At 72.7% G+C, this 13,576-nt stretch carries 11 protein-coding genes; 10 read left to right on the top strand and 1 reads right to left on the bottom strand.

Going from position 1 to position 13,576, the window contains the following annotated elements; all coding sequences use genetic code 11:
- Nucleotides 1–159: 159 nt before the first annotated feature.
- Nucleotides 160–1,602 carry a CoA transferase gene (locus tag C0010_RS14795; protein WP_232531987.1) on the bottom strand — a complete coding sequence of 481 codons (1,443 nt, stop codon included), beginning with the start codon at nucleotides 1,600–1,602 and terminating at the stop codon, nucleotides 160–162.
- Between the two features lie 226 nt (nucleotides 1,603–1,828).
- On the opposite strand from C0010_RS14795, the gene C0010_RS14790 reads away from it, so the two are divergent.
- The 10 genes from C0010_RS14790 (at nucleotide 1,829) to tyrS (ending at nucleotide 13,112) form a co-directional block, all read left to right on the top strand.
- Nucleotides 1,829–2,863: a hypothetical protein gene (locus C0010_RS14790; RefSeq protein WP_158685539.1), complete on the top strand. Its 1,035-nt coding sequence runs from the start codon at nucleotides 1,829–1,831 to the stop codon at nucleotides 2,861–2,863.
- Nucleotides 2,864–2,923: 60 nt separating this feature from the next.
- Nucleotides 2,924–3,541 (top strand): DUF4190 domain-containing protein, encoded by a 618-nt coding sequence (locus C0010_RS14785; protein ID WP_105567862.1) that lies wholly within the window; start codon nucleotides 2,924–2,926, stop codon nucleotides 3,539–3,541.
- A 234-nt stretch (nucleotides 3,542–3,775) separates the two neighbouring features.
- Nucleotides 3,776–4,819: an N-acetyl-gamma-glutamyl-phosphate reductase gene (gene argC, locus C0010_RS14780; RefSeq protein ID WP_105567861.1), complete on the top strand. Its 1,044-nt coding sequence runs from the start codon at nucleotides 3,776–3,778 to the stop codon at nucleotides 4,817–4,819.
- Nucleotides 4,816–5,973: a bifunctional glutamate N-acetyltransferase/amino-acid acetyltransferase ArgJ gene (argJ, locus tag C0010_RS14775; protein ID WP_105567860.1), complete on the top strand. Its 1,158-nt coding sequence runs from the start codon at nucleotides 4,816–4,818 to the stop codon at nucleotides 5,971–5,973. The genes argC and argJ overlap by 4 nt, the downstream gene beginning before the upstream one ends.
- Nucleotides 5,970–6,872 carry an acetylglutamate kinase gene (gene argB / locus C0010_RS14770; protein ID WP_105567859.1) on the top strand — a complete coding sequence of 301 codons (903 nt, stop codon included), beginning with the start codon at nucleotides 5,970–5,972 and terminating at the stop codon, nucleotides 6,870–6,872. Before argJ ends, argB begins: the two co-directional genes overlap by 4 nt.
- The gene (locus tag C0010_RS14765) at nucleotides 6,869–8,080 is read left to right on the top strand and encodes an acetylornithine transaminase (RefSeq protein ID WP_105567858.1); all 1,212 of its coding nucleotides are present in this window, start codon (nucleotides 6,869–6,871) and stop codon (nucleotides 8,078–8,080) included. Before argB ends, C0010_RS14765 begins: the two co-directional genes overlap by 4 nt.
- Nucleotides 8,077–9,000: an ornithine carbamoyltransferase gene (gene argF / locus C0010_RS14760; protein ID WP_105567857.1), complete on the top strand. Its 924-nt coding sequence runs from the start codon at nucleotides 8,077–8,079 to the stop codon at nucleotides 8,998–9,000. The genes C0010_RS14765 and argF overlap by 4 nt, the downstream gene beginning before the upstream one ends.
- A gap of 7 nt (nucleotides 9,001–9,007) precedes the next feature.
- Entirely contained in the window at nucleotides 9,008–10,180 is a 1,173-nt protein-coding gene (locus tag C0010_RS14755) for a heparan-alpha-glucosaminide N-acetyltransferase domain-containing protein (RefSeq protein ID WP_232531986.1), read from the top strand.
- A 151-nt stretch (nucleotides 10,181–10,331) separates the two neighbouring features.
- Nucleotides 10,332–11,768, top strand: coding sequence for an argininosuccinate lyase (gene argH, locus C0010_RS14750; RefSeq protein ID WP_105567856.1), 1,437 nt, complete (start codon nucleotides 10,332–10,334; stop codon nucleotides 11,766–11,768).
- A gap of 45 nt (nucleotides 11,769–11,813) precedes the next feature.
- Nucleotides 11,814–13,112, top strand: coding sequence for a tyrosine--tRNA ligase (tyrS, locus tag C0010_RS14745; RefSeq protein WP_324999482.1), 1,299 nt, complete (start codon nucleotides 11,814–11,816; stop codon nucleotides 13,110–13,112).
- Nucleotides 13,113–13,576 lie beyond the last annotated feature (464 nt).

The raw sequence follows: 13,576 nt of genomic DNA, 5'->3' as shown, positions 1-13,576 counted from the left end.
CATACCGCTGCCGCTGATACTCATGCACGAACCCGCGAATCTGCGAGCTCGTGAACCCTGGACTCAATGTCATCTCACGACTCCGTTCCCCGAGCCGAACGACTCACACACAGCCTGGCAAAGAGGGGAGAGCGCGTTCGTTGATACCGCGGCGGGGAATCAGCGGGGAGCGGCGCCGCCTCGCGGGAGGAACCGCGGGGCGGCCGTGCCGTAGTCATCGGGAGGGCCCGGCAGGCCCAGCGCGGCGCCGCCGTCGGCGACGGCCGGCGCGACGAGCTCGAGCGGCCCGTAGGGCGACCCGACGCTCCGGATGACGGGGGCCGGGACAGGGGCGAGCGGTTCCGAGGCGGCGGGCAGGCCCAGCAGGGTGTGCGCCGTGCGCGCCAGCGACGCGCGGGCGAGTCCCCCGCGGCCGGTCGCGCCGCGGCGGGCGAGCAGTGCGCACACGGCGGCGGCCACGACGAATCCCGTCGCGTAGTCGAGGGCTTGGACCGGGAGCGCGCCGGGGCGGCCGTCTTCGTGACGGTAGAGGTCGGCGATGCCGGTCGCCGCCTGCACGATCGAGTCGAAGCCGCGCCGCTGCGCCCACGGCCCGTGGAACCCCCACGCGGAGAACTCGGCGACGACGAGGCGCGGCCTCGCCTCCCGCAGGGCTTCCGAGCCGGCACCGAGCGCGTCGAGGCCGCCGGGACGGTAGCCGAGCACGACGGCGTCCGCCTGGGCGACGAGCTCGTCGAACGCGCGTCGGTCGCCGGGGCGGCGCAGGTCGAGGAGAGCCGTGCGCTTGCCGGCGTTCCGATCGATGTGGGCGTCGAGGAGCTCCGGCCGGGAGGGCGGGTCGACGCGCAGTACGTCGGCCCCCAGCGCGGCGAGCAGGCCCGTGGCGGTCGGCCCCGCGATCACGCGCGTGAGGTCCAGGACGCGCAGGCCCGCGAGGCCCCGCGCCGCCGGCGACGAGCCCGCCGCTTCCCGCGAGCGAGGGGGCCGCGCGGCGCCTGGCCGTTCGTCGTCATCCGCGGCTGATCGCGCCCCTGGCCCCGCGCCGTCGGCGGCGGCACCCGACACGAGCGCGTCGCCCGTGGCGTCGAACAGCGCGAGCGGCGGACCGGAAGCGGCGGCACGGCCGGGCTCGCTGCGGCGCCACTCCTCGGCCGTGCGCACGCGGGCGGCGACGCCGCCGGCCGCGACGATGTCGGCCTCGGCCTCGGCGGCCGGGACACCCGCGAGAGCGCGCCGCAGGCCGTCGGCGTCGCGCGCACCGAACAGCCGCTCGAGCACGGCCGCATGGTGGGGGTAGTTGGCGTGGGTGCGGAGCCATCCGTCTGCCGCGGGGAAGAACCCCGACAGCGGGGAGAAGGCCTCGGGAGCGCGCCCGCCGACGCGGGTGTGGGAGAACGAGCCGAACGCGCCGCACACGAGGTCCGCGCGGACGCCGAGGCCACGGCCCGTCAGCGCGGCGGCGGCGGAGGCGGCCGAGGCGACGCTCGCGAGGGCGAGCCCCTCGACGTCGAGCGCGCCGCCCCACCACCGACGCGGCCCCGTGATCGGTGCTTCCGGCAGGGGAGCGGCCGCCCGGAGCTCGGCACTGAGGTCGGGGAGCAACGCGGGCCTCCTCTCGGTGCGGCGGACCCGCCCAGGCTACTGCCGCGGGCAGCGCCCCACCAGGACCGACCCCAGCCCGCCGCAGTCGCAGATTCCGCGCCATACCGCGCCAGCAGAGCGCGTTCGTTGTCACCGCGGCGGAGCCGGCATGTGGATAACCGCGGTTCGGCACGATCGGGCTGTGAACAACCGCACCCCGTGGCGAACCGGATGTCACGGTGGCCGTATGTCCCGTCACATCGAGCTTCCGCCGGCACTGGGGAGACGCTTCTCCTGCGCGGAGGGCCGCGCCGCCGGCGTGACCGACGGGCGCCTGCGCGGCCCGGACCTCGCGGCGCCGTTCCCCGGCGTGCGGGTGCGCCGCGGCAGTGCCCCGGACCGGCGCATGCCTCCGGATGACGCACCCGCACGGGCCGTCCCTCCCGACGGCGCCGACGGCCCGGCGTTCATGCGCGTGAGGGAGCGCGCGCTCGAACGGGCGCGCGACTTCGCCCCGATCATGCGCCCCGGCGAGTTCTTCAGTCACGAAACGGCGGCGCTGGTGTGGGGCGGCCCCGTCCCCGCTGCGGCGGATCTCGAGCGGGTGCACGTCGCCGTGCTCGGCCAGGCGCCCCTGCGCCGCATGGCAGGGGTGCGCGGGCATCGGGCGGCGCCGCGCTTCGTCAGGACGGTGGAGTGCGACGGCCTCCGGGTCGCGTCGCCGGCGACGACCTGGGCGTCGCTCGGCGCCTGGAACGTGTTCGCGCTCACGGCTCTCGGCGACTTCCTGTGCCGGGTGCACAGAGACGGCGTCGGCCGCCCCGAGCCGGGGCGGCCTCCCCTCGCGACACCGGATGACCTGGCGCGGGCGCTCGCCGCGGGCCCGCGCCCCGGAATCGTGCGCCTCCGCGAGGCGCTCGAGCTCATCCGGTGCGATTCGTGGTCGCCGCGGGAGACGGCCTGCCGCCTCGTGCTGACCAGGTCGGGGCTGCCGGAGCCCGAGCTGAACGTCGACATCCGGCGGGCCGACGGCCGGTTCCTCGGCTGCGTCGACATGGCCTACCCGGAGTACGCCGTCGCGGTCGAGTACCAGGGGGAACTCCACGCGGAGTCCTATGCGAAGGACGTCGAGCGCATCGCGGCCATGCGGGCCGCCGGGTGGGATGTGATCGAGGTCACCGCCGAGCTGTACCGGCGGCCGGGGGAGCTCGCGGCTCGCGTGCGCGCGGCGCTCCGGGGCGCCGGCTGGCGGCCCGGCCGGGCCCAGTCGCCGCAGGTCTGAGCCCATCGCGGAGGCCGCCCGCCGGCGCCGCGGGAGCACCGTGCCGATAGGGTTGGTGCCATGAGCAGCGCCGACGACCGCACGCCGGATGGGGCACCCGAGGGCGGATCGGCGCCGGTCCCGCCGATGCCCGAGCTGCCACCGATCCCTCCGCTGCCCTGGGAGGTCGAGCCGGCCGCCTCTGGCGGCACCCCCGATCCCGGGCTCGCCGCCGATTCAGCGGAACCGATGCGGCCCGACGCGCCTCTGCCGCCTCCCGATCTCGCCCCGCCCCTGCACCCGCCCGCGGCGCCGGCCCATGCCGAGCAGCCGCCGCCCTACGCCCAGCAGCCACCGGCCGCGCCCGCAGCGCCGTCGCCCGGCGCGGAGCTGGTGCAGCCGGCCGCTGCATCGACCCCGTACGCTCAGCACCCGCCGTACCCGCCGTACGCGCAGCCGTATCCGGGGCCGTACGCTCCGCCGCCCCTGAAGCGCGCCAACGGGCTCGCGATCGCGGGCTTCGTGACGGGGCTCGTCTCGATCTTCCTGCCGCTTGTGCTCGGGCTGATCGGCGGCGCCGTCGGCCTGGTCCTCTCGATCGTCGCCGTGAGCAAGCACGACGACGCGTCGCAGAGCGGCAAGGGGCTCGGCATCGCCGGCATCGTCCTGAGCGCCGTCGCGATCGTCTTCATCCTGTAGCGCCGCGGCCGCCGCGCCGGCCGCCCCGCTCGGCGCATCCGACCCGGCCGCTCTGCTACGCTCATCCGCATGGCACAGCCCGCGACCGCCGAGACGCTCCTTCCGAGCGCCGCCGTCGCGCGCCGCCGCGGTGCCCGCCGAATCTAGGCGGCACCGCTCGAGGCCTTCGTACCCACGTGAGTCAGCGGTGCCGCCGTATCGGCAACCACCAGCACCCCACGTAAGGTAGGACCCATGACGTACTCGGTCGCCGTCTCCGGCGCATCTGGCTATGCCGGCGGCGAGATCCTCCGCCTGCTCGCCGACCATCCCGACGTCGAGATCCGCACGGTCACGGCGCATTCGAACGCCGGCGACCCGCTCGTCGCCCATCAGCCCCACCTGCGCTCGCTGCGCGAACTGACGCTGCAGCCGACGACTCCGGATGTCCTGGCCGGCCACGACATCGTCTTCCTCGCGCTGCCGCACGGGCAGTCGGGGCAGTACACCGACGCGCTCGGCGAGGCCGCGCTCGTGATCGATGCGGGCGCGGACCACCGGCTCACGAGCGAGGCCGATTGGAACGCCTTCTACGGCGGCGGGTTCCACGAGCCGTGGGCGTACGGCGTGCCCGAGCTCATCGCCGGAGGGGCGAAGCAGCGCGAGAACCTGCGCGGTGCGACCCGGATCGCGGCCCCCGGCTGCAACGCGTCGACCGTCTCGCTCTCCCTCGCCCCCGGGGTCGCGGCTGGCGTGATCGACGCCGGCGACATCGTCAGCGTCCTCGCCGTCGGCCCCTCGGGTGCCGGCAAGGCGCTGAAGCCCCACCTCCTCGGCGCCGAGCTCCTCGGCACCGCGAACCCGTACGCGGTCGGCGGCACCCACCGCCACATCCCGGAGATCCAGCAGGCGCTGCGCGCGTCCGGCGCCGCAGACCCGCGCATCTCGTTCACCCCGGTCCTCGTCCCGATGTCGCGCGGCATCCTCGCGACCTCGACCGCGCCGATCGCGGAGGGCGCGACCGACGCCCAGATCCGCGACGCGTGGGATGCCGCCTACGGTGACGAGCGCTTCGTGCAGCTGCTCCCCGAGGGACAGATGCCCCGGACCGCCGACGTCATCGGCGCCAACACCGCGCTCATCGGCCTCGCGATCGACCGCGCGGCGAACAGGGTCGCGGTCGTCGCCGCCGTCGACAACCTCGCCAAGGGGACGGCCGGCGCGGCCGTCCAGTCCATGAACATCGCGCTCGGCCTCGACGAGGCCACGGCGCTGACCACGAACGGAGTGGCCCCGTGAGCGTGACCGCACCCGCAGGCTTCGAAGCGGCGGGCGTCGCCGCTGGCCTGAAGTCGACAGGCAGGCCCGACGTCGCGGTCGTCGTGAACCGCGGGCCCCAGAAGATGGCGGCGGCGGTGTTCACCTCGAACCGCGCCAAGGCCAACCCCATCCTCTGGTCGCAGCAGGCCATCAAGGCGGGCTCCGCCGACGCGATCGTGCTCAACTCCGGCGGCGCGAACTGCTTCACGGGCGACTTCGGGTTCCAGACGACGCACCAGACGGCCGAACGCGCCGCGGAGCTCCTCGGCACGGGCGCCGCGCAGATCCAGGTCTGCTCGACGGGCCTCATCGGCACCGGCGACGCGGCCTTCCGCGCCAAGGTGCTCGCGGGCACCGAGGCGGCGATCGCCGATCTGTCGCCGGAGGGCGGGCCGGATGCGGCCGCGGCGATCATGACGACCGACACCGTCCCCAAGACGGCCGTACACGCAGGCTCCGGATGGACCATCGGCGGCATGGCGAAGGGCGCGGGCATGCTCGCGCCCGGCCTGGCGACGATGCTCGTCGTCATCACGACCGACGCCGAGCTCACGAGCGCCGATGCCGACGCGCACCTGCGCGCCGCGACCCGCGTCAGCTTCGACCGGCTCGACTCCGACGGCGCCATGTCGACGAACGACCAGGTGACGCTGATGGCTTCGGGGGCATCCGGCGTCGCACCGGCGGGCGACGAGTTCCGCGCGGCGCTGACCGAGGTGTGCATGAGCCTCGCGACCCAGCTGATGGGCGACGCCGAGGGCGCCGGCCACGACATCTTCATCCGGGTCACCCGTGCGGCGACGGAGGAGGAGGCCGTCACGGTCGCCCGCTCCGTCGCGCGGAACAACCTCTTCAAGACGGCGATCTTCGGCGAGGACCCGAACTGGGGCCGCGTTCTCGCCGCGATCGGCACGACCGACGCGCAGTTCGACCCCTACGACGTGGACGTCACGATGAACGGCGTGCGCGTGTGCTCGAAGGGCGGCCCCGACCGGCCGCGCGAGGAGGTCGACCTCACGGGCAGGACCACGCGGGTCGACATCGACCTGATGGTCGGCGACGCCGAGGCGACGATCATGACCAACGACCTCACGCACGCCTACGTCCACGAGAACAGCGCATACAGCTCATGAGCGAGACCGATCTGCAGCAGACCACACCGGAGCAGGCCGCCTTCAAGGCGGGAACGCTCATCGAATCGCTTCCGTGGCTGAAGCGCTACCGCGACGAGATCGTCGTCGTGAAGTACGGCGGCAACGCCATGATCTCGGAGGAGCTGCAGGACGCCTTCGCGGAGGACATCGCCTACCTCCGCTACGTCGGCATCAAGCCGGTCGTCGTGCACGGCGGCGGCCCCCAGATCTCGAACATGCTCGACCGCCTGGCGATCCCGAGCGAGTTCAAGGGCGGCTACCGCGTCACGTCGACCGAGGCGATCAGCGTCGTCCGGATGGTCCTGACGGGCCAGATCAACCCGCAGCTCGTCGCCAAGATCAACTCGCACGGTCCCTTCGCCGTCGGCATCTCCGGCGAGGACGCGGCCCTGTTCGGCGGTCGCAAGCGCGGCGTCGTGATCGACGGCGTCGAGGAGAGCCTCGGCCGCGTCGGCAACGTCGTCGAGGTCGACCCGCAGCCGGTGCTCGACCAGCTCTCGGCCGACCGCATCCCCGTGGTCGCCGGCGTCGCCCCAGACCTCGACAACCCCGGCCACACCCTCAACATCAACGCGGACGCAGCGGCCAGCGCGCTCGCGCGGGCGCTCGGCGCCAAGAAGCTCGTCATCCTCACCGACGTGCCCGGCCTCTACGCCGACTGGCCGAACCGCGACTCGCTCGTCTCGCACCTGTCATCCGACGAGCTGCGCGAGCTGATGCCGAAGCTCGAGTCGGGGATGATCCCCAAGATGCAGGCCTGCCTCGACGCCGTCGAGGACGGCGTGCAGAAGGCGTCCATCATCGACGGCCGGGTGCCCCACTCGGTGCTCGTCGAACTGTTCACCAGCGAAGGAATCGGAACGGAGGTGTCGGAATGAACGACGAGAACTGGAAGGTGGCGGCGGGCCGCGACCTGATGAGCCTCGGCACGAGGCCCCGGATGTTCGTGAGCGGCTCCGGTTCGCACGTGACCGACAGCGACGGGGCCGAGTACCTCGATTTCCTCGGCGGCATCGCCGTCAACTCGCTCGGCCACGCGCACCCGGTGTTCGTGGAGGCCGTCAGCGAACAGGCGGCGACGCTCTCGCACGTGTCCAACTACTTCACGTCGCCGCCGCAGCTCGACCTGGCGGCGCGGTTGAAGCGCCTCGCCGGCGCCGGCGATGCCGGCCGGGTGTTCCTCGCGAACTCCGGCGGGGAGGCCAACGAGACGGCGCTCAAGCTCGCACGGCTGCACGGGAACCCGCGCGGCAAGGGAACGATCCTGTCGCTCGAGGGCGCCTTCCACGGCCGCACGCTCGGCGCGCTGTCGATCACGCCGAAAGCCGCCTACCAGGATCCGTTCCAGCCGCTCATCCCCGGCACACGGTCGATCCCCGCGACGGAGGAGGCGCTCGAAGCGGCCTTCGCCCCCGGCGACGTCGCGGCGATCGTGATCGAGCCCATCCAGGGCGAGGCCGGCGTGCGCGAACTGCCGGCCGGCTTCCTGGCGCGCGCCCGCGAACTGACACGCGAGCACGACGCCCTGCTGATCCTCGACGAGGTGCAGACGGGCTCAGGGCGCACGGGCGAGTGGTTCGCGTTCCAGCTGCCGGGCATGCTCCCCGACGGCGAGCTCCCGGATGCCGTGACCTTCGCCAAGGCGGTCGGCGCGGGCTTCCCGCTCGGCGGCCTCATCACCTTCGGCGCCGCGAGCGACCTGTTCGCGCCCGGGATGCACAATTCGACGTTCGGCGGCAACCCGCTCGCTTCGCACGTGGCCGACAGGGTGCTGGCGCACGTCGAGGAGGCCTGCCTTCTCGAGAACGTCTCCGCGCGGGGCGCCCAGCTCCGCGAGCGCGTCGAGGCGCTGCCCGGTGTCGCGGGCACGCGCGGCGCCGGCCTGCTGATCGGGATCGCGCTCGAACGGCCGGTCGCCGCGGCGATCGTCGCGGACGCCCTCGAGCGGGGTCTGATCGTCAATGCACCGGGCCCTGACACCATCCGGATCGCCCCGGCCTTCACGATCGGCGACGCCGAGATCGACCAGTTCATCGAAACCTTCGGCGCTTCGCTGGCCGCCGTGCACGAGGAGAGCGCAGCATGACCCGTCACTTCCTGCGGGATGACAGCATCACCCCCGCCGAGCAGTCGGGCATCCTCGACCTCGCCGCCGAGCTGAAGGCGGATCGCTTCGCCCGCAAGCCGCTCGAGGGGCCGCAGACGGTCGCCGTCATCTTCGACAAGTCGTCCACGCGCACGCGGGTGTCCTTCGCGGTCGGCATCGCCGATCTCGGCGGATCCCCGCTCATCATCTCGACCGCCTCGAGCCAGCTCGGGGGCAAGGAGACGCCGGCGGACACGGCGCGCGTGCTCGAGCGCCAGGTCGCCGCGATCGTGTGGCGGACCTACGCGCAGTCGGGCCTCGAGCAGATGGCGGAGGGCACGTCGGTTCCCGTCGTCAACGCGCTCAGCGATGACTTCCACCCGTGCCAGCTCCTGGCCGACCTGCTCACGATCCGGGAGCACAAGGGCAGCACCGCGGGGCGCACCCTGACGTTCTTCGGCGACGGGCAGAGCAACATGGCGCACTCCTACGTGCTCGCCGGTGCGATGGCCGGCATGCACGTACGCGTCGCCGCGCCGGCGTCCTACTCGCCGCGCGCTGACATCGTCGCCGACGCGGAGCGCATCGCGGTGGAGACGGGCGGCTCGGTGTCGCTCATCTCGGATGCGCGGGAGGCGGCGGCCGGTGCCGACGTCATGATCACCGACACCTGGGTCTCGATGGGCAAGGAGGAGGAGAAGCAGCGTCGCATCGACGAGCTCGGCGGCTACAAGGTCACGGCCGAGCTGATGTCGCTCGCGGCCGACGACGCGATCTTCATGCACTGCCTCCCCGCCGACCGCGGCTACGAGGTCGACGCCGAGGTGATCGACGGGCCGCAGAGCGTGATCTGGGACGAGGCGGAGAACCGCCTTCACGCGCAGAAGGCCCTCCTGACGTGGATCCTCGAGCAGGACTGACGCGCGCGTGAGCGCGGACGGCAGGGGCGGGGCGGGCGGGGAGCCCGCCCCGCCCCTGCCGTCCGCCGGAGCGCGCAACGGCGGTCGGCTCCGCACCCGCTGGCAGCGCTTCGAAGGGGAGGGCCGCCTCGCCGGCATCGACATGGCGCGCGGGGCCGCCGTCATCGGCATGTTCGCGGCGCACATGCTGGCGCTTCCCGACCTCGCGTGGGCCGACCCCTCGACGTGGGCGGGAGCGGTGGACGGCCGCCCGTCGATCCTGTTCGCGACGCTCGCCGGCGTCTCGATCGCGCTGTTCTCGGGCGGCGGGCACCCGCGCGCGACGCCGGATGTCCGCATCCGGCTGCTCGTGCGCGCCGGCCTCATCTGGGCGCTCGGCATCGCGCTGTCGCTCATGCCGGTGCCGATCATCGTGATCCTGCCTGCGTACGCCGTGCTGTTCCTCTGTGCGATCGCGGTGCTCGGATGGGGGCCGCGTGCCCTGTTCTCGCTGGCGGCCGCGATCGCGGTGATCGGTCCGCTCGCCGTGCAGGGGCTGAACGCGCTCGGATGGCGGGAGACCGCCGCCGGCGGCCTCGCGTATCACCTCGTCGGCTGGAACTACCCGTTCGTGCTGTGGGCGGCCTTCGTCGCGGGCGGCATGGCGATCGGCCGTCTCCGCATCCGTCGACTGCGCGTGCAGGTGCGGCTGCTGCTGGTCGGGGCCGGGCTGGCGCTCGTCGGCGACGGAATCATCGCACCCCTTGCCGCCGCGGCGGGCACGGGGGACAGGGCGAGCGCCTCGGGCGCCGAAGCGGGCGTCTTCGTCGCGGCGCTCTCCGGCGAACCGCACGGGAGCGGCCTCGGCGAGGCGATCGGCTCGGGCGGGTTCGCGATCGCGGTGATCGGAGCGAGCCTGCTGGTCTGCCGCACGCCGCTGCGCTGGCTTGCGATCCCGCTGCGCGCCGTCGGCGCGATGCCGCTCACGGCCTACACGGCGCAGTTCGCGGTGTGGTGGGCGGCCACGGCGGGCACGGACAGCCCGCTCGCCGGCTTCCACGCGCTCGACCCGTTCTGGCCGTTCGCGCTCGCGACGCTGGCGGGGTGCACCGCCTGGACCCTGCTCATCGGGCGCGGCCCGCTCGAGTGGGCGATCGATCGTGTGTCCCGTGCTGCCGCGCGTGCCCGTTCCGTCGCCTGAGTGCGCTGCGGCCCTCCCACCGCGGTGTCAGTCAACGCGGTATGCACGGCGTTCAGAGCGCGGATTCTGCGACCGCGCGATCCCCGCAGCGCGACGCGTGGCGACGTCGCGGATGCCAGCGCGGTGCGACGCGTGCCGTAGCCTGGAGGGCGTGAGCGAGACTTCCGAGAACAGCCAGGGAACCGTCGACGGCGCGCTCTGGGGCGGCCGCTTCGCGAGCGGCCCGTCGCCGGAGCTGCAGGAGCTCAGCCGCTCCACCCAGTTCGACTGGGCGCTCGCCCCCTATGACATCGCGGGTTCGCACGCACACGCGAAGGCGCTCGCCGCGGCCGGCTACCTCACCGCCGACGAGGAGGCCCGGATGCACGAGGGCCTCGACGCGCTCCTGAGCCGCTACGAGAGCGGCGAGCTGCTGCCGCGCCCCGAAGACGAAGACGTGCACGGCGCGCTCGAGACCGCCCTCATCGCGGAGCTCGGCGCCGACCTCGGCGGTCGCCTCCGCGCGGGGCGCAGCCGCAACGACCAGATCGCGACGCTCGTGCGCATGTACATGCTCGACCACGCGCGCGCCATCGCGAGGGAGCTGCTCGGCCTGATCGACGCGCTCGTGGCTCAGGCGGAGGCGCACCCGGGCGCGATCCTCCCCGGACGCACGCACCTCCAGCACGCGCAGCCTGTCCTCCTCGCGCACCACCTGCAGGCCCACGCATGGCCGCTCGTGCGCGACCTCGAGCGCCTTCGCGACTGGCGCGCCCGCGCCGCGGTCTCGCCGTACGGCGGGGGAGCGCTCGCCGGTTCGACGCTCGGCCTCGACCCCCAGCTGATCGCGCGCGAGCTCGGCCTCGACCGCCCGAGCGAGAACTCGCTCGACGGCACGGCGGCGCGCGACGTCGCCGCGGAGTTCGCGTACATCGCGGCCCAGATCGGCATCGACCTCTCGCGCATGGCCGAGGAGATCATCCTCTGGAACACCCGCGAGTTCGGGTTCGTGACGCTGCACGATGGCTACTCGACGGGCTCGAGCATCATGCCGCAGAAGAAGAACCCCGACATCGCCGAGCTCGCTCGCGGCAAGTCCGGTCGCCTCATCGGCAACCTGACGGGCCTGCTCGCGACCCTGAAGGCGCTCCCGCTCGCGTACAACCGCGATCTGCAGGAGGACAAGGAGCCGCTGTTCGACTCGGTCGCGACGCTCGAGGTCGTCCTGCCTGCTTTCCGCGGCATGGTCGCGACGCTCGCGTTCGACACGGACCGCATGGCGGAGCTCGCGCCCGAGGGCTTCTCGCTCGCGACTGACGTCGCGGAGTGGCTCGTCAAGCAGCGGGTGCCGTTCCGCGATGCGCACGAGATCTCGGGCGCCCTCGTCCGGGCGTGCGAGGAGCGCGCCATCGGGCTCGAGGACGCCGACGACGAGCTGCTCGTGTCGGTGTCGGAGCACCTGACGCCGGATGTCCGCACGGTGCTGACGATCGAGGGTTCGGTCGGATCCCGCACGGGCGCGGGAGGCACAGCCCCCGAGCGCGTCGCCGAGCAGCGGGCCGAGCTCATTGAGCGCGCGCAGGTCGCATCCCGCGCGCTCGCCCTCTGAACCGCGCCCGTCATCAGCAGAATCCGTGCAGACAAGGTGAGCACCGTGACCGAGATCGCAACTTCCGTGCAGGCGAACGACCCGTCGTTCGAGAACGTCTTCGATGAGCTGGAGTGGCGCGGTCTCGTGCACGTCTCCACCGATCGCGAGGCGCTCCGCGAGGCGCTGGGCGGTGAGCCGGTGACGTACTACTGCGGCTTCGACCCGACCGCACCGAGCCTGCACCTCGGCAACCTGGTGCAGCTGCTCACGATGCGCCGCCTCCAGCTCGCCGGTCACAAGCCGCTCGGGCTCGTGGGTGGGGCGACGGGCCTCATCGGCGACCCGAAGCAGACCGCGGAGCGGGTGCTGAACGACGCGGAGACGGTCGAGGGGTGGGTCGCGAAACTGCGCGGCCAGGTGCAGCGCTTCCTGAGCTTCGACGGCGACAACGCCGCTCGCATGGTGAACAACCTCGATTGGACGGCCGGCCTCAGCGCGATCGACTTCCTGCGCGAGATCGGCAAGCACTTCCGCGTGGGCACGATGATCAAGAAGGAGACGGTGAGCGCGCGCCTGAACTCCGATGCCGGTATCAGCTACACGGAGTTCAGCTACCAGATCCTGCAGGGCATGGACTACCTGCGCCTCTACGAGATCTACGGCTGCACCCTGCAGACGGGCGGCAGCGATCAGTGGGGCAACCTCACGAGCGGAACCGACCTCATCCACAAGGTCGCGGGGGAGTCGGTGCACGCCTTCGGGACCCCGCTGATCACGGATGAGAACGGGAAGAAGTTCGGCAAGAGCGAGGGCAACGCGATCTGGCTCGACCCGGAGATGTGCAGCCCGTACGCGATGTACCAGTTCTGGCTCAACGTCGACGACGCGATCGTCGCCAAGCTCCTGCGCGTGTTCACGTTCCTCACGCGCGACGAGATCGCCGAGTACGAGCGGCTCGTCGCCGAGGAGGGGTTCCGCCGCGCGGCCCAGAAGCGGCTGGCGCTCGAGGTCACGTCGCTGGTCCACGGCCCCGACGCCGCCCGCGCCGCGATCGATGCGTCGGAGGCGCTATTCGGGAAGGGCGACCTCGCGGCGCTCGACGCCGAGACCCTGGCCTCGGCGCTGCGCGAGCTCCCGAACGTGGAGCTGGAGGCGGGGGCCACGGTCATCGACGCTCTCGTCGCGACGGGGCTCGTGCCTTCGACCTCCGAGGCACGACGCGCGATCAAGCAGGGCGGTGTCACGATCGACGGCGACAAGATCGCCGACGAGGAGGCCGTCGTCGGCGGCACGCTGCCGGGCGGGGTCTCGGTCGTGCGCCGAGGCAAGAAGGCGCTGGCCGGCGTCTTCCTCGCCCGCTGACCGCGCCGAAGCCGCGCGACACGCCAGGGGTGCGCCGGGATTTGCCGGCCCCGCCGGATCCGCGTAATGTCTTCATCTGTCGCCGCCAAGCGGTGAGGTTGAGCCGGAAGGCTCCCACCCCAAGCATGCGACACGGCCTCGTCCGATCAACTGCGTGACAGCTTCGCTGGTGCGCGGTAGGATAAGGATCTCGCCTCAACGGCGTGTCGCGATTTGCGGCCGGCGAAGCGGAGAGATAAGCTACTGAAGTTGCCTGAACGACCTGGTCGGGAAGGTGACGGATGAACAAAGCTTCCAGCCTAACGGCGTGTCGCACTTGCGAAGCGCAAACGGCTGAGATAAGCTGAGGAAGTTGCCCCGGAGGGCTGCGGCGGGAGTCGCAGGGCCGGGAGCGTCCGATCCTTGAGAACTCAACAGCGTGCACTTGTCAAATGCCAAATTATCCTCGGCTCGAGTGGTTTTCC

It is taken from the genome of Microbacterium halophytorum, from assembly GCF_002970975.1.
GTDB lineage: Bacteria > Actinomycetota > Actinomycetes > Actinomycetales > Microbacteriaceae > Microbacterium > Microbacterium halophytorum.
The sequence above is the reverse complement of the archived record's forward strand: the minus strand, read 5'-3'. Positions and strand labels throughout refer to the sequence as shown.